18 protein-coding genes are annotated in these 20,532 nt (G+C 62.1%); 13 read left to right on the top strand and 5 right to left on the bottom strand.

Annotated elements, in window-relative coordinates:
* Window positions 1-109 precede the first annotated feature (109 nt).
* Window positions 110-874, top strand: a complete 765-nt coding sequence (locus H2LOC_RS05885) for a TetR family transcriptional regulator (RefSeq protein ID WP_136495543.1) — start codon at window positions 110-112, stop codon at window positions 872-874.
* Between the two features lie 455 nt (window positions 875-1,329).
* On the opposite strand, the gene H2LOC_RS05880 is transcribed toward H2LOC_RS05885, so the two are convergent.
* Together H2LOC_RS05880 and H2LOC_RS05875 are read right to left on the bottom strand one after the other, a co-directional pair.
* Complete coding sequence (locus tag H2LOC_RS05880) at window positions 1,330-1,791, bottom strand: DUF192 domain-containing protein (protein ID WP_246207013.1); 462 nt, start codon at window positions 1,789-1,791, stop codon at window positions 1,330-1,332.
* A 173-nt stretch (window positions 1,792-1,964) separates the two neighbouring features.
* On the bottom strand, window positions 1,965-2,465 hold the full coding sequence (locus tag H2LOC_RS05875; RefSeq protein ID WP_246207148.1) for a cold-shock protein: 501 nt from the start codon (window positions 2,463-2,465) through the stop codon (window positions 1,965-1,967).
* Here H2LOC_RS05875 and H2LOC_RS21695 point away from each other — a divergent pair.
* The 3 genes from H2LOC_RS21695 (at window position 2,379) to H2LOC_RS21895 (ending at window position 5,548) form a co-directional block, all read left to right on the top strand.
* Window positions 2,379-2,651, top strand: a complete 273-nt coding sequence (locus H2LOC_RS21695) for a hypothetical protein (RefSeq protein ID WP_246207248.1) — start codon at window positions 2,379-2,381, stop codon at window positions 2,649-2,651. The two genes, H2LOC_RS05875 and H2LOC_RS21695, sit on opposite strands and share 87 nt — an antisense overlap.
* Before the next feature lie 532 nt (window positions 2,652-3,183).
* A complete protein-coding gene (locus H2LOC_RS05870; protein WP_136495540.1) occupies window positions 3,184-4,596 on the top strand; it encodes an aspartate aminotransferase family protein in 1,413 nt (470 codons plus the stop codon).
* 244 nt (window positions 4,597-4,840) lie between these two features.
* Complete coding sequence (locus H2LOC_RS21895; RefSeq protein WP_202620531.1) at window positions 4,841-5,548, top strand: hypothetical protein; 708 nt, start codon at window positions 4,841-4,843, stop codon at window positions 5,546-5,548.
* A 209-nt stretch (window positions 5,549-5,757) separates the two neighbouring features.
* Here H2LOC_RS21895 and H2LOC_RS05860 read toward each other — a convergent pair whose 3' ends face one another.
* Genes H2LOC_RS05860 through H2LOC_RS05850 form a run of 3 tightly spaced genes read right to left on the bottom strand, consistent with a single transcriptional unit; the run spans window position 5,758 to window position 8,535 of the window.
* A complete protein-coding gene (locus H2LOC_RS05860) occupies window positions 5,758-7,209 on the bottom strand; it encodes a pilus assembly protein TadG-related protein (RefSeq protein WP_136495539.1) in 1,452 nt (483 codons plus the stop codon).
* Between the two features lie 2 nt (window positions 7,210-7,211).
* Entirely contained in the window at window positions 7,212-7,889 is a 678-nt protein-coding gene (locus H2LOC_RS05855; RefSeq protein WP_136495538.1) for a TadE/TadG family type IV pilus assembly protein, read from the bottom strand.
* A 16-nt stretch (window positions 7,890-7,905) separates the two neighbouring features.
* Entirely contained in the window at window positions 7,906-8,535 is a 630-nt protein-coding gene (locus H2LOC_RS05850; protein WP_136495537.1) for a TadE/TadG family type IV pilus assembly protein, read from the bottom strand.
* A 488-nt stretch (window positions 8,536-9,023) separates the two neighbouring features.
* On the opposite strand from H2LOC_RS05850, the gene H2LOC_RS05840 reads away from it, so the two are divergent.
* The 9 genes from H2LOC_RS05840 (at window position 9,024) to H2LOC_RS05800 (ending at window position 20,532) form a co-directional block, all read left to right on the top strand.
* Window positions 9,024-9,662, top strand: a complete 639-nt coding sequence (locus H2LOC_RS05840; protein WP_136495535.1) for a hypothetical protein — start codon at window positions 9,024-9,026, stop codon at window positions 9,660-9,662.
* 372 nt (window positions 9,663-10,034) lie between these two features.
* Window positions 10,035-11,501, top strand: a complete 1,467-nt coding sequence (locus H2LOC_RS05835; protein WP_136495534.1) for an O-antigen ligase family protein — start codon at window positions 10,035-10,037, stop codon at window positions 11,499-11,501.
* Window positions 11,502-11,539: 38 nt separating this feature from the next.
* Window positions 11,540-13,810 (top strand): GumC family protein, encoded by a 2,271-nt coding sequence (locus H2LOC_RS05830; RefSeq protein WP_136495533.1) that lies wholly within the window; start codon window positions 11,540-11,542, stop codon window positions 13,808-13,810.
* A complete protein-coding gene (locus H2LOC_RS05825) occupies window positions 13,807-14,448 on the top strand; it encodes a hypothetical protein (RefSeq protein WP_136495532.1) in 642 nt (213 codons plus the stop codon). The genes H2LOC_RS05830 and H2LOC_RS05825 overlap by 4 nt, the downstream gene beginning before the upstream one ends.
* Window positions 14,449-14,474: 26 nt before the next feature.
* The gene (locus H2LOC_RS05820; RefSeq protein ID WP_136495531.1) at window positions 14,475-15,320 is read left to right on the top strand and encodes a class I SAM-dependent methyltransferase; all 846 of its coding nucleotides are present in this window, start codon (window positions 14,475-14,477) and stop codon (window positions 15,318-15,320) included.
* 162 nt (window positions 15,321-15,482) lie between these two features.
* Entirely contained in the window at window positions 15,483-16,967 is a 1,485-nt protein-coding gene (locus tag H2LOC_RS05815) for a flippase (protein ID WP_162009702.1), read from the top strand.
* Between the two features lie 49 nt (window positions 16,968-17,016).
* A complete protein-coding gene (locus H2LOC_RS05810; protein WP_136495529.1) occupies window positions 17,017-18,207 on the top strand; it encodes a glycosyltransferase family 2 protein in 1,191 nt (396 codons plus the stop codon).
* 95 nt (window positions 18,208-18,302) lie between these two features.
* The gene (locus H2LOC_RS05805) at window positions 18,303-19,313 is read left to right on the top strand and encodes an NAD-dependent 4,6-dehydratase LegB (RefSeq protein WP_136495528.1); all 1,011 of its coding nucleotides are present in this window, start codon (window positions 18,303-18,305) and stop codon (window positions 19,311-19,313) included.
* Window positions 19,314-19,341: 28 nt separating this feature from the next.
* Window positions 19,342-20,532: a LegC family aminotransferase gene (locus tag H2LOC_RS05800; protein WP_246207011.1), complete on the top strand. Its 1,191-nt coding sequence runs from the start codon at window positions 19,342-19,344 to the stop codon at window positions 20,530-20,532.

Here is a 20,532-nt window from a genome sequence, read left to right as displayed (position 1 = left end):
CCCGGCCGCCGTCTGAAAGACTTGGCCGGACGCCGGCTCAGGCCTATTTAGCAGGGACAACAAACCCCGAGATGAGGCGCCCGCGGGCGCGAAATGCAGGAGATTGGTCATGACAACCGGCCCCGGGACATTTCCAGGCGCGCGCTATGACGCCGCCTCGGCGACAGCGCCGGCGGGAGGGACCCGCGAAGCCATCGTCGACGCCCTGCTGCGGTTGGCGGCGCGGCGTGATTTCGGCGCCACCACGATCACCGACATCGCCCGGGAGGCGGGCGTGTCGCTCGCCGATTTCCGTGACGCCTTCCCTTCGAAAGGCGCTGTGCTCGGCGCATTTTTGCGGCGGATCGATCGCAAGGTGCTCGAAAATCCTTCCCGTTCCTACGAGGACGAGCCGTCGCGGGAGCGGCTGTATCACGTCCTTTCGCATCGGCTCGACGCGCTCGAGCCCTATCGTGACGCGGTGCTGAATATCGCCGAATGGGCGGCCAAGGACCCGTTGTCCGCGACCGCGCTGAACCGGGAAATCGTAAACTCGATGAGGTTCATGCTTGAGGCCGCCGATATCGACAGCGAGGGGCCTGTCGGCGCGCTCAAGCTGCAGGGCTTGGCCCACGCCTGGAAAAAGGTGCTCGACGCCTGGCGCGAGGATCGGGCCGGCGAACACGCCCGCGCTCTGTCAGCGCTCGACCGCGAATTGAGCCGAGGTGAGAAATTCGTGGATCGCGCAGAAGATCTCGTGCGCATGACGGAGCCGTTTTTCTCGCTGGCGCAAAAACTCTTCGATGGCGCGCAACGGCGATCCGGCCGCCACTCGCATCATCATCATCACGAGGCCGAGGACGATTACGAACATCATCCGCACGCAAGCGCGTGACGCGTGGGCAATCCGTTCGATCTCGAGCGCGTCGAATGCAACTCGACGCGCTTGGAACAGGTTCCCAAAAAGTGCGAAGCGGCGGAAAGGAACATGCTCCGTCAATGAGATTTGAAGCGCGTTCGACTGCGTTTGAACCGAACGCGCCGACTGCCGACAAACTCGCGATATAGCCCCTTGCGCTTCGAGACGCCTGCTTTGCAGGCTCCTCGGCATGAGGGGCTTCTTTTTTTGTCAGCTGCCTTTAGGCTCATCTCGAGGAGCGTGCTTTGCTCGCGTCTCGCAGGACGAGGTCGCCTCAGAGGTTTGTCAGCAAACTGAGGGCGGTCCAGGTGGACTGGGTTGATTGCATCGCCGCGCGCAATGACGCGAGCCGACCAATCGGCGTCCTGCTTTTGTGACGAAGAGCTCGTGCGGGGTCCCTTGTCGCTCGCGCGATCCGGGGGAAATGCGCGTCAGCGCTTGAATGCCGGATGGCGCACGTCGTCGCCGATCTTCAGTTTGATCTCGCGGGCCACGCCGGCGTTGAGTTCAATGACGGCATAGGCGGGCTGGCCCGAAGGAATGATCTCTTCCGACATCGGCGTGGCGTTCTCGGCCACTCCGGTGACGCGCCCGCGCCGCGACACGAAAACCATGTCGAGCGGAATGTAGGTGTTCTTCATCCACATGGCGACCGGCTGCTCGACGTGGAATTCGAACAGCATTCCCTGGTCGCGGGGCATGGAGCGCCGCTCCATCAGCCCCTTCTCGCGTTGCTCCTCGGTGCGCGCGACTTCCACCTGAAATTGATGAGCGCCGGAGGAGGTGACGATTTCGAGCCGCTCGAGCGGCGCCTCGGCCGCGCAGGCCGCGGAAAGGCTCGCCGCGACCGCCGCCATGGCCAAAAAAGCCCGCAAAGGCGAGAGAAAGCTCATAGAAAGGGGCTCCGCTTTGCTCATGGACGATTATCCGGCTTACAAGAGGTCGCGGAACAGAAAGCGGGGCGACGCCAGCATCGCCGGGGGAGTTCCGAGGTCGCCGCCGCCCTTGGGAGAATGCGCTTTGCGAAGCGCTGCCGCAAGGGCGCCGCTGACGACCGGGAAAGGCGTTAGTGCGAGGCGGGACCCTTGTTGTCGAGCAGGCGAACCTCGGCAGCCATCAGGCCCTTGGGGCCATCGCCGTAGCGCACGAGGACGCTGTCGCCCGGCTTCAACTCCGCGAGACCGAAGCGTCTGACCGTCTCCATGTGAAGGAAGATGTCGGCCGTGCCTTCTCCGCGGGTGAGGAAACCAAAACCTTTGACGCGATTGAACCACTTTACGATCGCGATCTCGTAGCCGCCGACCGGAACGACTTGCGTGTGCGTGCGCCCGGCGGCCGATTGCGAGGGATGAACCGCAGTCGATTCGTCCATGGTGATGACACGGAAGACCTGCATGCCTTTCGAGCGGCGATGCGCTTCGCAAACCACGCGCGCGCCTTCCTGCGCGGCCTGGTGGCCGGAGCGGCGAAGAGTCGTCACATGCAGGAGGACATCGGCGGAGCCGTCGTCGGGCACAATGAAACCATAGCCTTTGGCTACGTCGAACCACTTGATCGAGCCGGCGATTTCGACAAGATCGAGTCCGGCTTCATCGCCTTCCGCAAGCGTGGCGGGCAAACCAAACTCATTTTGAAAATCGGATTTTACTCCCAACTGACCAACCCCCCTGCTGATCCAGCGCTGGCCGGCGCAGCTGAAAAGAGCGCCGCGTCCTGGCCGAATCGGCGATGCGCCGATGAATCACTCAAGTAACCATATCATTCGCCACGGTTACTCCAACCCGGATTTTTAACCTTTCGTTATTTGCTGTGGACGGCGTGGAGCGGTCCCGAACGCTTGTCGCACATCAAGACAATCGCGACTCGTTTCTTGGCGAATATCAAAGAAGCGCCAGCGGGCGCCCTGCCTCCGGAGCGATCCGCTCGACCGGGAGGCGCCTTTCGGATAATAGCTCCATAAAGCAGATCGGACATATGCGTTGCGCTCCGCCTCCGCCCCTCATAAGAGTGGAGACCGAGAAGCGCGGTCCGTTCGAGGAAGCGCCGGCGCGCTTTCGGCTCGCTCCCCGCTTTCGGCGCAAAGCGACGGGCGGCCAAAGAGGCCCAGCGGCCTCTCGCAAGGCGATCGGCGTCCTCGAGACGCCCAAAAGGAATCCTGCGAGCGATCGAAATCGCGTCGAAAAAAGAGTTGGAGCCGTTCCAGTCGCAAAAGCGGTCGAGAATGCGTTCCTGGAGCTTGGCCGAGAGGGCGCGCCGGGCGGTCTGAAGCAAATTTGGAGCCTATGATGACTGTTCCGACAAAGCTCGAGTCGCCGGTGGATATCGCGGGGCTGGCGAACGCGCGGGCGGACGAACGCTATGCGCTGCATTCCCAACATCTCAACGAAATGTGGGTGCGCGTCCTCAAAACCATCGGCTACGACGTCGGTTTCAACCGCGGCGTCGGCGCCTATCTCTACGATCGCACCGGGACCCGTTACCTCGATCTGTTGAGCGGCTGGGGCGTTTTCGCCGTGGGCCGCAACCACCCCGTCGTGCGCGACGCCCTGATCGGCGTCCTCAATGCGGAGCTGCCCAATCTCGTTCAGCTGGACGTTTCGGCGCTGGCCGGCGTGCTGGCGGAGCGGCTGCTGCGCTACACGCCGTGGCTGGATAAGGTCTTCTTCGCAAACTCCGGCACGGAATCGATCGAGGCGGCGATCAAATTCGCTCGCGCCGCGACGGGGCGGTCCGGCATTTTGCATTGCGCCCATTCCTTCCACGGCCTGACCTACGGCTCGCTGGCCATGAACGGCGACGCCATCTTCAAGACCGGCTTCGGGCCGATGCTTCCCGACGCACGAGAGGTTCCGTTCAACGATCTTCCGGCGCTCGAAGAAGCCTTGAAGAAGCGCGATGTCGCGGCCTTTTTCGTGGAGCCGATCCAGGGCAAGGGCGTGAACATCCCCGACGACGACTATCTGCGCGGCGTCGCGGATCTGTGCCGTAAATACGGGACTTTGTTCGTCGCCGACGAAATCCAGACCGGGATCGGCCGCACCGGCGCCTTCCTCGCGATCGACCATTACGGCGTCGAACCCGACATGGTGATCCTCGCCAAGGCGCTGTCCGGCGGCCATATTCCGGTGGGCGCCGTGCTTACGCGCAAATGGGTGTTCGACAAGGTCTTCGACCGCATGGATCGCGCGGTCGTGCACGGCTCGACCTTCTCCAAGAACGACATGGCCATGGCGGCGGGCATTGCGACGCTGGACGTCATCGAGCAGGAGAAGCTGGTCGAAAATTCCGCGAACCAGGGTCGCCGGCTGATCGAGTCGTTCAAATCCATGGCCAAGGATTTCGAGCTCGTCGCCGACGTGCGCGGAAAGGGGCTGATGATCGGAATCGAGTTCGGCCCGCCGCAGTCGTTCAAGCTGAAAGCCGCTTGGAACCTGCTCGAGACCGTGAATTCGGGCCTGTTCTGCCAGCTCATCAGCATTCCTTTGTTCCGCGACCACAAGGTGCTCACCCAGGTCGCCGGCCACGGCAATCACACGATCAAGCTGCTGCCTTCGTTGACACTCAGCGACGCCGACTGCGAATGGATCGAAACGTCCTTCGCCGCGGTGATCGCCGACGCGCATCGGGCGCCTTCTGCGGTGTGGTCTCTCGGCAAGACTCTGGCCGAGCACGCGATAAAGGCCCGCCTCGGCGCCTGAGGGGCCGGGTCGAGCGCATCGCGGGAAATTGTTTATGGGGCCGTTTTCCGCGCGGAGCTTCAGCCGCGCGGAAAGGGCCGGAGCATTGCGTTCTTCCGCCTGTCACAGGCTGGTGGACAGGAACGTATTAACGGATCATTTATTGCCATGTCGTCGCGTCGGCGCCTTCAGGCGTCCCAAAAAGACGCGATTTCCGCCCCTGGAGCGGGGATTCGCCCTGATTAAGTAAAGAAAGGGCACGCATATGCGTTTCAAATCAAAACTGCTTTGCGCCATTGCCGCGGCTGCGGCGATGGCCGCGGCCTTTGGGGCCGACGGCGCCCTGGCCGGTGGTCGCGGCGGCGGGGGAGGCGGCGGCGGCCATTTCGGCGGCGCTCATTTCGGCGGCGGACGCTTCGGAGGCGCCCATCGCGGGCTCGGCTATATCGGCAATGGTTCGGCCGGGGGCGCTGGCGGCCATTGGGTCGGCGGCAGCGACTATGGTCCTGGTCTCGGCGTGCATTGGGAGAGCGCCTATGGCCGCGGCCATGGCGGATTTGGCGGCGGTTGGGGCGATGGCTTCGACGGCCGCGCCGGCTGGCATGGCGGCGGCCGTCAAGCCTTCGACCACGGCCAATTCCACCACAGGGGCTACGGAGGCTTCGGCGATTACGGCGCGGCCTATTGGGGCGGATATTACGGCGGCGGCGGAGTCTATTACGCCGATGCGGGCTATTATGGCGATTACGGGCCCCCGGTTCCCGCGGCCTACACCGTGAACGCCTATGCGCCGAGCTATTACGCCGCGCCGGCTTATGCGCCGCCCTATCCCCCGCCGGGGCCGGTTTATGGCGCTCCGGTCAGAACGGTCTATGTGCCGGCCGAGCCCTATCGCTCCAATCCGCATATCATAAATCTTGCGACCACGGAGCGTGGCGCCGCGCGCAAGGATCGCATCCGCGTGCGGCACTGATCTAAGTGCAAAATGGCGGGCGATGATCGCCCGCCGGTCGGTTTCCTTGGATTGTTTTAAGCCTTGTTGTACCGCTTCCGACTGGTCAGTTCGGGTCATCGCGAGCGAAGCGAAGCGATCCAGAGCCGAGCCAGTCCTCCTGGATCGCCGCGGAGCTTACGCTCCTCGCGATGACGGCGCGAAGCCGCTTCATTCAGCCGGAAACCGTATTATTGCGTCAGGCGCGCGAGCTGAACCGCCTGGAAGAAAAGCTTCTGAATGCCAGCCGCAATATCCTGAGGCGTGCTGGCGTAGGTGTAGAAGCCCGGAGAAGCGCAGGCCTGCATGGCGGGCGATAGATTAGGCTGCGCGTTATTGGCCTTGTATTCCTGATAGTTGCCGAAGCTCTGTGGGTTGGCGAAAGGCGGGTAGGGGATTTGCAGCACCGCGACCGTGACGCCGCGGTTCTTCAGGACGTTGCAATAGGTCGAATCCAATGCGCGGATCGAAACCGTCACGCCCGGCGCCGTCGGGTAGGTGGTGTAGCCGGTCCACCCGCCAGATCTGGTGTACCACTGGCTGTCCTCCATTCCGTCGGAAACGAACATGACGAAGGGCTGGCGAGAAGCCTGAGACGAGCCGTCGCCGACGGTGACGATCTTTGCGCTGATGTCGTTGAAGATGTTTTCGATATGAGTGCCGCCCGCGCCCATGGGATAGACATCGGCGGGCGAATTGGAGGTCACCCGGTAATTGGGATTGAACGAGGAGGCGAAAACGCTCTCGTTGCCGACGTCGAGCAGCTTGCCGAAATCGGTCGATCCGGTGGCAGGGTTGTAATTGATCGCGGTCGCCACCGAATAGGCGTCGCCGGAAAGATCCGACGTCAGATCGACGAAAGTGTTGGCGTGCAGGATGAACGGATAGACCCCGACGCGATATTGATTGGGAAGAACCTGCGTCTTCTGGGCCTGGCCCATGAGCTCGGCCACGCCGGCGCCCACCGCATCGACGCGCAACTGTATGTTGTTGGCCCTCGCCAAAGTATAGCCCTGCGACCCCGGGAAATGACAGGCGAAGCGGCAGCCGGTGGGGTAGTTGGCGCGTTCGTCAGGGTTGACGGCGGCGAGCGCGACTTCTCCGGCGGGAGTGGAGGGAAGCCCCATCGAGCCAGAGACGTCGAGCAGCAGGTAGAAATCCATATATTTCGGCATCGTCACCGAAGCGGCGGCCGTGTTCTGCATGTTCATCGTCTTCATGCCTGCGATCTTGCCGAAATTGGTCGGCACGGAGGCGTTGTAGGACGCGGACGCCGAAATCGTGCGCCCATTGATCGAGACTGAAATCGTCGGGCCGGAGGTGAGGTTCGCGCCGTTTTTGCCCGCCTGCGCCAGGAAGGATTTGCTCCCCTGGGCCTGGCCGTCGAGTCTGGCCTGGCTGGCTGCGTTGGGGTTGGTTGCCGAGAGAGCGATCATGGTCGTCTCGGCGGCTTTGATGGCGGCCAGCGCCGCTGCGTCGGCGGCGGAATCGAGCCGCGTCTTCGCGCTTTGGGCGACGGCGTAATCGGCTGCGATTCCCGACGCCAGCAACACCGGGATGACGGCGAATCCCATGATCGTGGCGACGGAGCCGTTTTCGTCGGAAATCAATGAGGCGAGTTTGCTCGAAATTGCGGCGCGCATGATCAATATCCCGGGCAGGTGGTGACGAGGGAAACGCTGCCGGCGACCGGCGCGTATTTCAAATAGGCGGCGCCGAGCGTGTAGCGCGGCTGCATGAAGGCCGAACGCTTGATGGTGAGCGACGGCATGAAGCTCGCCGCGAAAAGCGGCGTGTAGTCGAAGGAGAGATCGACCGCGATCAGCGGCACGGGTCCGAAGGCGTCGCGGGGGAGGCTCGTCCGCGACGGCCCCTGGGTGTCGTCCACGGCGTCGAGAAGGCGGTTGCAGGGCCGAGATACGCCGAGACCGCCGCTGCTCCAGGCCACCTGGGCGTTGTAGGCGCAATTCGAAGAGCAGTTCGGATTGGTCTTGCCGAACACGATGCTGCTCATCGAAATCTGTATATCGTTGCTCCAGGCGACGCCCTTACGGGCCGCGTCCGCCAGAACCGTGGGGAACAGCACCATAGTCGCGTCCCGCGCAAAGGCGACGTCGAGATCGCTGATGGTTCCCGACTGGGATTGGGTCAGCATTTCGGCGATGGAATTGGCCGTGTTCTCCAGCTTGCGCGTCATTGTGACGTAGCGGTCGAGCTCGAAAAAGCCGAGCAGAACCACCAGCAGCAGGGGCAGGGCGACCGAGAATTCGACCGCCGCGAGTCCGGCGTTGCAGTCCTTGAATTTAGCGACGTAGCGCGACATGTCAGCACTCCGCAGTTCAGTTGGTCGGAAAGGGTTCGTTTTTGAATGTGGCGGTGGATTGCAGCAGTCGGGCCTTGCCGCCGTTGTAGGTCATCACGTCGGGAGAGAGATAACTGGTCGCGAACAGGGGCTGGGGATAGACGACCTGGATGGTCACATAGCTCGCGCCGATCCCGATGTTGTAGGAGTTCTTGGTGTTGTCCAGGGCCGGGGTCACGAGCCCCGTGCCCGAGGCGTTGACGAACTGCAGGTAAGGAGAGGCGACCCCCAGAGTGGTCGGCTCGGAAAACACCTGGATGTTCACGAAGACGTTGTTGCAGTTCATCGTCGCCGGGAGCTTCGGACACAGGATCTGATCGCGAAACTGCTGCGCCGTGAGCGACTGGCCGTTGGACTGCGTATTCTGCACCACGCCCGTCATGATGAGGCGCGCCGTCGATTGAACGGCGGAGTCCAAACGATATTGCGAGAAATTGCCGTAACCGATCTCGATTATGGCGATGAGCATGAAGAAGAGCGGCAATGCGATCATCGCGAATTCGACGATGGTCGAGCCGGATTTATCTCTCGAAAAACAGCGGATCGCAGTGAGGGCGCGGCGCGGCGCCCGATCGCGCTTTTGGGGATTTGTTAATTTTGCGTTCATGGTCGGCCTCGAAATCGGCGCCGAACTGTCCTGAAACGGCGCGTCTCAAGGCGAGAGATTGTTAGCGTTTCCTTAACGAATCCTTCCCTGGAAATTCTAAACTCCGAGCAAATTGCGAATAAATTTTCACGAATTAATATAAGGTTAATTTCTGCGGGCCCGCAAACCCGCCCGGGCGACCCCGTGGTTTATGGGCTCCTGCGCATGAGCAGGGCCGCCGACACGGATCTGAAGAGGTCGGCCTGGGGACAGGCGACGCGGCTGTAATTTTCTTGCGCGAGACCGCTGGCGACGAGAAGGCGGAGGTCGTATCGTCGAACATAGCGGGCGTGGCTGGCGGATGCCCGGAAAAATTTGGCGCAGACAATCAATACTTTATCCATATCAGCGTCTTATGCTGCGTTTGCCAGCCAAATTGCAAGCGTTCGTGAATAAGACGGGTTAGAATACGCGGCGCTTATGCCTCGGCCGGGTCGGAGGGACGGGCCATGAAGAAGGTTGCGCTTCGGTTGTTCGTCGCAGCGCAGGCTGCGAGCGGCGTTTGCCAGGCGCAGACAACCGACCTTTCATCGCGCGAGGGGCCGCCGCTGCCTCACAGCCAATGCGCACAGCAGTTCAGGGGCGACATGCAGCCGAGCCTCCTCGCGCTGCTTCGATCCCTTCCCGGAGGCGGGAAGGAATTATCCTCCGCCGTAACGGATCGTTTGGTTGGCGACCCTCTGCTCGCGGCGCAGATCCTGGTCCTGGCGGAGCGGGCCAGCCTTCGACAGAAGGCCGATATCGCCGTCGGCGTGATTCGAGCCCAGCTGAGTCTGCAGCGGGTCGATGTCGCGGGCGCACGTTCAGTCTATTGCGCGCTTCCGGCCGCCGATCCCGTCTTTTGGGCGATGCTCGACGCCCTCGAGGCGCAACAATGCACTCAGGCGGAAGAACAGGCCGAGCTTCATGACGCTGCAAAGACGCGCTGCGTCATCGCGCAGGAATGTCATTGCACGGGAAGAAGAGGCGGGGATCATGCCGGCGAAGAGGCCTCAGCCCGCTCCGTCAATTTCGGCCTCGGGAGCGGCGGCGGCTCTTCTCGAGGGAGCAATCGGCGCGGCCTGTTCATAAACATAAGTCCGAACTGACCGGCGCTTCGTCCAATAGAGCGCGTTCGCTTCAAACGCAGTCCAACGCGCTCCAGATCTCATTGGCGGAGCATGTTCTTTTCAAAAAACCGCTTCGCTTTTTTCGGGAACTTGCTCAAGCGCCTTCCAATTTTTTCTTATGTTCCCCGCGGCATTTTGTCGTTTGGCCAAACGGCAAAAATATCATGTAATTAACCGGCTTAATGGCGATGGGCGGGTAGCTTGAACGGCCGGGTGGGAGAAAGCGCCGGAACCGCCTGATCCCGTCGCCTAAGAGCGGTCCTGCGTCTATCGATTCTGGGCGAAACCTTGTTTCACCCCGACTGCGGTAGCATTCCGGAATTTTCATCACGTCATGTTGAGGCTGACGACTTGTCGGAAAAGCCGGCCCGATTGAACATCGCGACGCTCTCTCGGGCGGCGCTCTCGGGCGCAAATTCAGGCGACGATTCGATCGAATTTATTCTATTCTGCATCCTCGTCGGAGGGCTCGCCTGGGCGCCTTTCTGGCTTGGTTCAAACCGAGTCCTGCCCTGGGGCGTCAACGGAGTCCTCTTCCCCTTGTTGACGCTCGTTTACGAAGTCTCCCTGCTTGTGCGTGGGCGTCGCCACCCCTTCGCGCTGAAGCGGATCGGCGCGCCGGCGGCTGTGTTCCTTCTCGTGCTGGCCTGGATCTGCGTGCAGATGTCGACCGAGGCGGCGGGTCTGTTTCCATCGCTGACGCATCCGATTTGGGGCATGGCGGCGGAAACTCTCCGGATGCCGGTCGCAGCGAGCATTTCGGTCAATCGGGGGGCTACCGCCATCGCGCTCCTGCGTCTTCTTACTTTGGCCAGCCTTTTTTGGCTCGTCCTGCAGCTCTGCCGAAGCGCGCCGAGAGCCAACCTGCTATTGCAGGCGATCAGCCTTATCGTCGCCGTCTATTCGGCTGCCGGGCTCGCTCTCGCCGCCTGTTGTTCCGGCGCCATACCTCTCTTCGAGGCGCCCGCGAACAACGGCCTCGTCCGCTCGACCTTCGTCAATACGAACAACTTCGCCACCTATGCGGGGCTGGGCCTGCTAGTATCGGTTGCGCTCATCCTTCGTCTCTACCGCCATGAAGTTCATGCGGAAGCGGATTCCTTCTCCCATCGCCTGGCGGCGTTCATCGAGACGACCGGCCGGCGCGGCTGGTTTCCGCTTTGTTGCTGCCTGCTGATCCTGGTGGCGTTGCTCGGCAGCGTGTCGCGTGGCGGCATATGTGCAGCCATGCTCGGGCTTCTCGGCGTCTACAGCCTGTCGCTCTCACGCGGCGGCCGCGGCGGCGGCATAGGGATCGAGGCGGTCGCTTTCGTAACCATCGCCCTCGGCGCCGGCTTCGCTTTCTACGGCGATCTTTTCTTTGGCCGTATGGCTTATGCGGGCGTCGCAGATTCCGGCAGGCTCGCAGTGTTCCGGATCACCCTGAACTCGATTTTCGACGCGCCTCTGCTGGGTTTCGGCTACGGCACTTTCGCGGACGTCTTCCCGATGTATCGCGATCGCTCGATCAGCGCCCTGGAGCTGTGGGACAAGGCGCACAACAGCTATCTTGAAATGTTTCAAGGGCTTGGTTTTGTTTTCGGCTTGGCGCTGTTGGGCGTCGTCGGGGCGCTGGTCGCAAAATGCTTTGCCGGCGCCGTGACGCGCCGGCGTGACGCAACGGCGGCCATTGTCGCGGCTGCAGCCTCTCTGCTGGTCGGCTTCCATGCTGCAGTGGATTTCAGCCTGCAGATCGAGGCCGTGGCTCTGACCTATACGGCGCTTCTCGCCGCAGGAGTGGCGCAGTCGGAAAGTTCTCTTCACGACAGCGCTGATTGAACACATGTTCCGCAGCTCCTCATCAGGAAAGCTCAACGATGCTTGATCGGCTCGATACAGCCGAGAAATACCCCGGGACGAGCCCGACCGCCGGCGGGATCGATCTTCATTCCGTCATCGGCTTTCTTTGGCGGCGCTGGCGTTTGATCGCCGCGGGCACGGCGCTGGCGCTGCTCGTCGCCGCCTTCAATCTGGCTCGGGCGACGCCGCTCTATACCGCCACCGCCGTTTTGTTGATCGAGCCCAACAGGGAGCGGCCCTTCGGCAAGAGCGCGATTTTGCCGGACGATGCGCCGGAAGGTTCCATGCTCGAAAATGCGATAACGCTCATCAATTCCAGCGCGCTGCTGCGTCGAGTCGTCGCAAATGAAAATCTCGTCAGCGACCCGGAGTTCGGAGTCGCTCCCGCCGGCGCAGGCGGTTCGACCCTGCTCGCCGCAACTCGGAGCCTGTTCTCACGCTCGACGACGCGGGAGCCTCCTCCAAAGAAGAAAGTGGCCGAGGGTCGGATCTCGACGACGATCGAGGGGGCGTCCAAAGAAACGCTCGCGACCACGGAGAACATCAAGAGCCGCCTCGCAGTGAGCCGGCTTCCTGGCCAGGGGGCGGTGCTGAATATCTCCTTCGTCTCCGTCGACCCGGCCAAGGCCGCGCGCCTCGCCAACGCCGTGGCCGACGCCTATGTCGTCGACAAGCTGGACGCGCGTTTCGAGGCCGCGAAACGGGCGACCACATGGCTCAACGATCGCCTGGTCGAGCTGCGCAAGAACGTTCGCGACGCGGAGGGGGCTGTTGCGCGTTTTCGTGCGGAAAACAATCTGCCGAACGTCGCGCCCGGCATGACGCTGACCCAGGAGCAACTCGCCCAATTGAATGGCCGCCTCGTTGCGGTGCGGGCCGAAACCGCCGAGAAAAGAGCGCGGCTCGATCTCCTGCAGAAGGTCGAAGCCAATGGCGGCAACGTCAGCGCGCTTCCAGACGCCATGAACTCCGGAGTCATCGCGGATTTGCGCAGGCAGGAGAACGATCTGTCTCGCCAGGAGGCCGATCTTCTCGCCCGCTACAGTCCCGTTCATCCGGCGGTGGTGAATTTGCGGGCGCAGATTTCGGACATCCGCCGCGCCAGCGCCGCAGAACTCAAACGCCTCACCTCGGCGATCAGAAACGAGTACGAACTCGCCACGGCGCGTCAGGCGGCGGCCGAAAAAACCCTTCGAGAAGTGACCGGGCAGGCGGATCTCGATAATGAAAAGGCGATCACCCTGAGGGAGCTCGAACGGGACGCCGCCGTCAACAAGAGTCTTTTCGAAGACTTTTTGCAGCGGGCGCACATCGCTCAGGAGCAGTCGACTTTCGAGGTGCGGGATGCGCGCGTCATTACCGCGGCGCTCCCTCCGACGGCGCCTTCTTCGCCGAAGACAATGATCGTTTTCGCTACCGCGCTGGGGATAGGGCTCGTCGGCGGCGCGGCCGCGGCTTTTCTGGTCGAGATGCTGAACGCCGGCTTCACCACGCCGCGTCAGATCGAAGAGATGCTCGAACTTCCGCTGCTCGCGTCGATCAGCAAGATGGAGGAAAGCGAACTCGCAGTCGAGGGCGAGAAAGTCTCGATCCCGCGATACCTGCAGATCAAGCCGCTGTCGCGTTTCAGCGAAGCGATACACTCTCTGCGCAGCGCCATTCAAATGAGCGACGTCGACAACCCCCCGAAAGTCCTGCAGGCGACTTCCACCACGCCAGGAGAGGGCAAAACCACGATTTCGCTGGCGACCGGCGCTTCGGCCGCGCACTCGGGTCAGAAAGTGGTCATCGTCGACTGCGACCTGCGCCACCCCTCGATCGCCAAGTTCTTCGGTCTCGATCAAGCCGCGGGCCTCGTCGATTATCTGGCGGGGGAGGCCGAACTGGCGGCGGCGGTCCACTATGACGAAAAGCTGCGCTTATGGTTCATGCCCGCGGGCGCCAAGACGCAGAACCCGCATGATCTGCTCGCCTCGGAGCGCATGAGGGCGCTCGTCGCCACGCTTCGACGCGATTACGATCTCGTCATTATCGACTCGCCGCCGGCGGGGCTGGTGATAGATCCTCAAATCATTTCCAATCTGGTCGAAAAAATCATCTTCGTGGTCCGCTGGGGCGCGACCCCCCGCGAAATGGTGAGCCACTCGATCGGGCGTCTGTCCAACCGCAAGAAAATCGCGGGCGTCGTTTATAATCATGTGATCGACAAGCAGGCGCGAAAATACGGCAAATACCACTACAGCTACTATTATCAGGGACGCTACTACAAGGACTACTATACGGAATGACGCGTCTACGCGGATCGGCTTTTCTTACGAGCCTGCTCGTGATCGCGCTTTGCGCCTGTACGATTTCGGGCGCTGCGACCCTTTTGCGGTTTGGCGTCGAGGAGCTCATCGTCGATGGAGAAAACGCCGAGGCGCGCTTGCGTCCCTTCACGGGCAGCGCTTGGGTTGGTTATCTCGCCCGTCGCGATCTGCTCGCCGACTCGGTGGGCGAGGACGCCTCCGAGCGGCTCGCGGACATCTCCGGTCTTTTGAGCGGCGCGCCGCTATCCAGCGAAGCCTGGCTCGAACTCGCCCGGTTGCGTCGGGCCCAGGGGGCTCCGTTGTCGGAAACTATCGGCGCGCTGGCGATGTCGCATCTCACCGGCCCCAACGAGGGACCGCTGATGGGCCGCAGGGTCGGTCTCGCGCTGCCGCTGTGGTCGGCCCTGCCTCCCGATATACGACGTATGCTGATAAGCGATCTCATCGGCGGCGGCTGGGGTTACCTGGATCAACCCGGCCAGACGGCCTTGCCGGCGGTGTTGCGGCTGTCGCGTGAAGAATCGCGGGCCGAACTGCGGGCGGCGCTGTCGAGGGCCGGCGAGCCGGGAGCGGCGATCGTCAGGGCTCTCGACCTCGATGCCTCAGGTTCGAATTAAAGCGCATAATCGAGAAAGGCCGGCCGATGCAGAGCCCCGGGTCCAATTCAAATCTGGATGCTGCGACCGTCGCCAGCTTCGGCGACGAATGGTCCCGCTACGACCAGTCTGATTTGGGCGACGCAGAGCGCGCGCTGCTGTTCGAGCGTTATTTTCGTATTTTTCCGTGGAATAGCCTGCCGCCGATGGCGGAGGGCTTCGATATGGGCTGTGGGTCCGGCCGCTGGGCCGAACTGGTTTCGCCGCGCGTCGGGCTGCTCAACTGCATCGACCCCAGCAGCGAAGCCCTGGCGGTAGCGAGACGCAATCTCGCGGGAAGTGAGAATGTCAGATTCACGCAGGCGAGTGCAGACGCTGTTCCGATCGAGGAAAGCAGTCAGGATTTCGGCTATTCGCTTGGAGTTCTGCATCACATCCCTGATACGCAGGCCGCTATGGGCGCCTGCGTCAGGCTGCTGAAGCCGGGCGCGCCCTTTCTCGTCTATCTCTACTACCGGTTCGACAATCGGCCCGCCTGGTTCAGAGCGCTATGGCGCCTCAGCGAAATACTGAGGGGCTGCATCAGCGCGCTGCCGCCTCGGCTCAAGCATCTCGTCACCGATCTCATCGCTTTTGCGCTCTACTGGCCGCTTGCGCGAATGGCGCGGCTTGGAGAACTGCTCGGTTGGGATATGCGGCACTGGCCGCTTTACGGCTATCGGGGGCTCAGTTTCTACACCATGCGCACCGACGCCCGGGACCGGTTCGGCACGCCGCTCGAACAACGGTTCACCCGCGAGGAGATCGGCGGCATGATGCGGGCGGCGGGATTGAAGAACATCATCTTCTCCGACAGCGAACCATTCTGGTGCGCGGTAGGAGAGAAATGTTAGGCGGATGGTCGAGAGGTCGTGCTTTCGATCCTTGGGCGCGCCGGAATTCCCGGCTCTGGGAAAGGATGCGCATATCCTTTACGATGTGAAATATATGCTCCGTCCCGAAGAGGCGGGTCTTCGTCTTTGACTAGGCGGGATCAGGAGGAGATCGGCAGACCTGTGAGCATCCGCAAACACACCGGCTACAACCTGCTGGGATCCCTGCTGCCGATAGGCGTGTCGCTTCTGACGGTCCCCGTCTATATTCGCCTTGTCGGCGACGCCCGATACGGAGTTTTGGCGCTCGTCTGGTCGCTCCTCGGCTACTTCAGCGTGTTCAACTTCGGACTCGGCCGCGCGACCGCGCAGCGGCTCGCCGCGATCGGCGGTTCTTCGCCGGAGCGCGCAGCGTCGGTCTTCTGGACCGCAGTTGCGATGAATGGCGCGCTGGGCGCCATGGGCGGCCTTCTGCTCTGGCCGGTTTCGAACTATTTTTTGGGCCAGGGGATCAGCATGGACGCCGGCCTCAAGGCGGAGCTCGGGCCAGCTCTTCCCTGGCTGATGTTGTCGGTTCCCCTTATGACGCTTTCGGTCGTTTTCGGGGGCGCGCTTCAGGGGTATGAAAAATTTCTGGAATTGAACATAATTGCGGTTGCAACCGCCGTGCTGGCGCAGCTCTTGCCGCTGCTCGTCGCATGGAAGCACGGCCCGGATCTGACCTGGCTGCTGGCGTCGGTCATCCTCACAAGGCTGTTTTTATGCATCCTCCTCTTCTGGCGGTGCAGAATTCACGTGCTCGGCGATAGTGCGGCGGCGTTTTCGCGCGACGACGCAAAAAGTCTGTTCGTGTTCGGCGGCTGGGTGACGGTTACGTCGCTCGTCTCCCCGTTGCTGGTGGTTCTCGACCGCTTCGTCATCGGCTCCATGATGAGCGCGAGCGCCGTCACTTACTATGTAGTGCCGTTCCAGCTCGCGGAGCGAGCGACTCTCCTGCCGTCAGCCTTGACGCAGGCTCTGTTCCCGCGCTTCGCCGCCGACAGCATTGTCGAAAGCCGGCAACTGGCGACGTTGTCCACTCGCGCGCTGGCGGCGGTCACAACGCCCGCGATGATTTTCGCCCTTCTCGTGGTCGAACCGTTTTTCAGGCTGTGGATCGGCCCCGAATTCGCTTCGAACGCCTATGTGACGGCTCTCATCCTGCTGCTCGCATATTGGATAAACGGATTGGCCTATGTGCCTTATACGCAGCTTCAGGCCGCGGGTCGCCCGGACCTGACTGCGAAATGCCACCTGGTCGAACTCCTTCCATATTTGGCCGTGCTGTTTCTCGGGTTGCGCCTATGGGGCATTCCGGGAGCGGCAGTGGCCTTCGCCCTGCGCACCTTCGGAGATTGGGCGTTGCTGATGTGGTTCGCGGGAGCTTTGCCGAGCGGGGCCGCCATGCTCAGGATTCCCGCGGCGCTGCTTCTCGGCGCATTGTCCATCGCGGTTGGCCTGACTGTCGGCTCCGCGAGCTGGTGGGCCGCTTCCGTAACCTTGCTGACGGCGTCGCTGGCCTGGGCGTGGCGCAGCGCCCCGGCTCAGATCCACGACCTGGCCGCCGGCGCGGCCAAGAGACTGTTTATCGACCTTCGGTGGGCCGAGCGATGGGCGCAGTCGAAATGATCGATTTGTCCGCCATCGGGGCCGGCCCGCGCTCGCCGGTGCAGGATTTATGCGCATAGAAACACAAGCTGAGACCAATGCGTCGCGCTGGGCCAGCGAGGCCGACAAGCGAGGTCGACCCTTCGCCGCCGCCGACACGGTTCCCGGTCGTCGTGGCGACGAGGAGCTGCGCACAGGCGACATGAGAACTTCGATTTCGATCGCCATGGCGACCTACAACGGCGAGAAATTCCTCCGGGAGCAATTGGAAAGTCTCGCGCACCAAACGCGCCTTCCTCTGGAGCTGGTCGTCTGCGACGATTGCTCCAGCGACAAGACGGTGGAGATTTTACGCGAATTTGCGGCTTCCGCGCCTTTTCCGGTTCGATTGCATCGCAACGAGGCCAACCTCGGTTATTCCGATAATTTTTTTAAGGCGGCCGGGCTCTGTCGCGGCGAGTGGATCGCCTTTTGCGACCAGGACGATGTCTGGCTTCCCAACAAGCTGGCCCGTGTGAGCCAGGCCATTTCCGGGGTTCCTGGCGACGAATTGATGCTGGTGGCGCATACGTCCCTTATCGCCGATGAAAATCTGGAGCCGACCGGGCAGCGGGCCCCGAATTTCCGGCGCGACGTCCGTATGCCGCGCGCGGGAAGATTTGCCGCCTTCTGCATTGTCGGTTTTTCGCTCGTCTGCAGAGCGACCCTGGTGAGGGAGATCGACCCGGCTTCGAGGCCGGTCAGCTATTGGGGAGAGGGGCGGAGGCCTACCGGGCACGATGATTGGATCAGCGTATTGGCCAATGCGCTCGGAGATTCGATTTATATCAGCGAACCTCTCGCTATATGGCGCCGTCACCGCCAGTCCATGACGTCGCTGGACTTTATTTCCAGAACGGTGTGGGCGGAAGAAAACCTCAAGGGAAAGGTGAGGGCGTCGCTCGCGTCCGTTAAATCCGAACCCTACCGCTTGCTCGGAAAAGTCCTCTCGGCCAACGCCGGGGCCTTCGCGAAGCTTTCGGAAACGGTGAAAAGGGAAAAACTGAAGGCGCGCCTGGCGTCGGCGGCGTCGGGCAACGCCGCTCTAGCACAAAAACTCCTTCGAAGAGCCGAGATGTACGACTGCGCCACCCCGATCCAAAGGTTGAGGGCCTTAATGAGATTATTGGCATCGAATGCATATTCCGGCCCGAAATATTGTTCCCTGGGTCTTAAGTCTTTCGCGAAAGATTTGGCGTTCGCGCTCGGAGTGATCGGATAAAGCATCGGCGACGATCCGAGCACGCAAAGTTTCGAGGAGACGCTGGTTTAACAGGGGCGCCGAAATGCGGTTTGGGGCAGAACTCAGGAGCGGAAATGAGCTCGGTTAAACGGAGCGTTCTCGTCACCGGCGCGGACGGCTTCATCGGATCACATCTCGTCGAGGCGCTGGTTCGCGAGGGCTGGGACGTCAAAGCCTTTGTCTTTTACAATTCCTTTAATTCCTGGGGTTGGCTCGATCGATGCGCGTCGGACGTCGCAGGACAATTCGAGGTGGTCGCTGGGGATATTCGCGATCCCTATGGCGTGCGAAACGCTATGCGAGGACGCCAGGTCGTCATGCATCTCGCCGCATTGATAGCCATACCGTTCAGCTATCATTCGCCCGACGCCTATGTGGAAACGAACGTCAGGGGAACGCTCAACATACTTCAGGCCGCCCGCGATCTCGGCGTCGACAAGATCGTGTGCACGTCGACGTCCGAAGTTTACGGCACTGCGCGTCAGGTTCCGATCACCGAAGATCATCCGCTGAACGCGCAGTCGCCCTATGCGGCCACCAAGACCGCGGCAGACCAGCTCGCACTTTCTTTTCACCAGTCATTCGGTCTGCCCGTCGCAGTGCTGCGGCCGTTCAATACCTATGGACCTCGCCAATCGGCGCGCGCGGTCATTCCGACCATCATCGGCCAGATCGCCTCGGGTCAGCGCAGAATCAAGCTCGGCGCGCTCACGCCGACCCGCGATTTCACCTTTGTGACCGACACCGCCCGCGGCTTCATCGCGGCGGCGCGTTGCGCCGAGACAGTCGGCCGCGTGACGAATATCGGCAGCGGGTTCGAAATTTCGGTCGGCGAAACGGCCGCGCTCATCGCAAAGGTGATGGGCGCTGAGATCGAGATCGTTTGCGACGATGAGCGTCTGCGGCCCTCGGGGAGCGAGGTCGAACGTCTTTTCGCCGGCGTCGACCTCGCCAGGAGCCTGTTCGGCTGGAGCCCGGAGCACTCCGGGCGCCAGGGCTTCGTCGATGGATTGAGGAAAACCGCCGAGTGGTTCCGCGATCCTCAAAACCTCGCCGCCTATAAAACTGCCCGTTACAACATCTGAACGGCCTGAACCGAGGCTCGGAACTATCGTGAACGCCGGCAAAAAAACCGAGATACGCGATCTGGCGCGGACCTTCGTCGCCCGGCTGCTCGACATTGCGGGCGGAGGGAACGCGGCGGTCGCCCTGCATGAGCCCGAGTTCTCCGGCGCCGAGTGGGAGCTGGTGAAGGACTGTCTCGACAGCGGGTGGGTGTCATCCGTCGGCAAATATGTCGATCGCTTCGAAAGCGAAATCGCGCAGCGCTGCGGAGCCCGGCATGGGATAGCCGTCGTCAACGGCACGGCCGCTCTGCATGTGGCTCTGATCGTATCCGGCGTTCGACCGGGCGACGAGGTGATCGTTCCGGCGCTCACTTTTGTGGCGACCGCCAATGCAGCGGTTCATGCGGGCGCCGTTCCGCATTTCGCCGACAGCGCCGCGGACACGCTGGGTCTCGATCCGGCGGCGCTGCGCGACTACCTCACAAAAATCGCGGACCGCCGTTGCGGCTCTTGCATCAATGCCGAAACCGGCCGGCGCATCGCGGCGATCGTTCCGATGCATGCGTTCGGCCATCCCGTGGACATGGACGGACTACTGGCTCTTGGCGCGGACTTCGACCTTCCGGTGATCGAGGACGCGGCGGAGTCGCTCGGGAGTCTGTACAAAGGCGGGCCTTGCGGCGCGCTCGGGCGAATCGGGGCGCTTTCCTTCAACGGCAATAAAATAATCACCACGGGCGGGGGCGGCGCTATCGTCACCAATGATCCAGATCTCGCGCGGCAGGTCAAACATCTGACGACGACGGCCAAGACGCCGCACAGATGGGCGTTCAATCACGACCAGGTCGGTTATAACTATCGTCTCCCCAACATCAACGCGGCGCTCGGCTGCGCGCAGCTTGCGCGGCTCGAAGATCTGGTTGCGCGAAAGCGACGTCTCGCCGAGCGCTATTTCGTCGGTTTTGCGGATTGCGAGGGGCTCGCCGTGTTCCGGGAGCCGGCTTTCGCCACCAGCAATTATTGGCTGAACGCGGTGATGCTGGATGAAGACCGCGTATCCGAACGCGACACGCTTCTGGCGGCGGCCAATGACGCCGGACTGATGTGTCGTCCGGCCTGGACGCTGCTGCATCGTCTGCCGATGTATCGGAGCTGCCCGAGGGCGGCTCTTCCTGTCGCCGAGGCGATCGAGGCGCGCCTCATCAACATTCCCTCGAGCGCGAAGCTGGCGTCGTGA

It is taken from the genome of Methylocystis heyeri (genome assembly GCF_004802635.2).
In the GTDB taxonomy this organism is placed as follows: domain Bacteria; phylum Pseudomonadota; class Alphaproteobacteria; order Rhizobiales; family Beijerinckiaceae; genus Methylocystis; species Methylocystis heyeri.
The sequence above is the reverse complement of the archived record's forward strand: the minus strand, read 5'-3'. Positions and strand labels throughout refer to the sequence as shown.

What these genes read in the sequence shown, in the direction of transcription:
- H2LOC_RS05885 (WP_136495543.1), top strand. Translation starts at nt 110, where the DNA reads ATGACAACCGGCCCCGGGACATTTCCAGGCGCGCGCTATGACGCCGCC.
- H2LOC_RS05880 (WP_246207013.1), bottom strand. Translation starts at nt 1,791, where the DNA reads ATGAGCTTTCTCTCGCCTTTGCGGGCTTTTTTGGCCATGGCGGCGGTC.
- H2LOC_RS21695 (WP_246207248.1), top strand. Translation starts at nt 2,379, where the DNA reads ATGCAGGAGGACATCGGCGGAGCCGTCGTCGGGCACAATGAAACCATA.
- H2LOC_RS05870 (WP_136495540.1), top strand. Translation starts at nt 3,184, where the DNA reads ATGACTGTTCCGACAAAGCTCGAGTCGCCGGTGGATATCGCGGGGCTG.
- H2LOC_RS21895 (WP_202620531.1), top strand. Translation starts at nt 4,841, where the DNA reads ATGCGTTTCAAATCAAAACTGCTTTGCGCCATTGCCGCGGCTGCGGCG.
- H2LOC_RS05860 (WP_136495539.1), bottom strand. Translation starts at nt 7,209, where the DNA reads ATGCGCGCCGCAATTTCGAGCAAACTCGCCTCATTGATTTCCGACGAA.
- H2LOC_RS05855 (WP_136495538.1), bottom strand. Translation starts at nt 7,889, where the DNA reads ATGTCGCGCTACGTCGCTAAATTCAAGGACTGCAACGCCGGACTCGCG.
- H2LOC_RS05850 (WP_136495537.1), bottom strand. Translation starts at nt 8,535, where the DNA reads ATGAACGCAAAATTAACAAATCCCCAAAAGCGCGATCGGGCGCCGCGC.
- H2LOC_RS05840 (WP_136495535.1), top strand. Translation starts at nt 9,024, where the DNA reads ATGAAGAAGGTTGCGCTTCGGTTGTTCGTCGCAGCGCAGGCTGCGAGC.
- H2LOC_RS05830 (WP_136495533.1), top strand. Translation starts at nt 11,540, where the DNA reads ATGCTTGATCGGCTCGATACAGCCGAGAAATACCCCGGGACGAGCCCG.
- H2LOC_RS05825 (WP_136495532.1), top strand. Translation starts at nt 13,807, where the DNA reads ATGACGCGTCTACGCGGATCGGCTTTTCTTACGAGCCTGCTCGTGATC.
- H2LOC_RS05820 (WP_136495531.1), top strand. Translation starts at nt 14,475, where the DNA reads ATGCAGAGCCCCGGGTCCAATTCAAATCTGGATGCTGCGACCGTCGCC.
- H2LOC_RS05810 (WP_136495529.1), top strand. Translation starts at nt 17,017, where the DNA reads ATGCGCATAGAAACACAAGCTGAGACCAATGCGTCGCGCTGGGCCAGC.
- H2LOC_RS05805 (WP_136495528.1), top strand. Translation starts at nt 18,303, where the DNA reads ATGAGCTCGGTTAAACGGAGCGTTCTCGTCACCGGCGCGGACGGCTTC.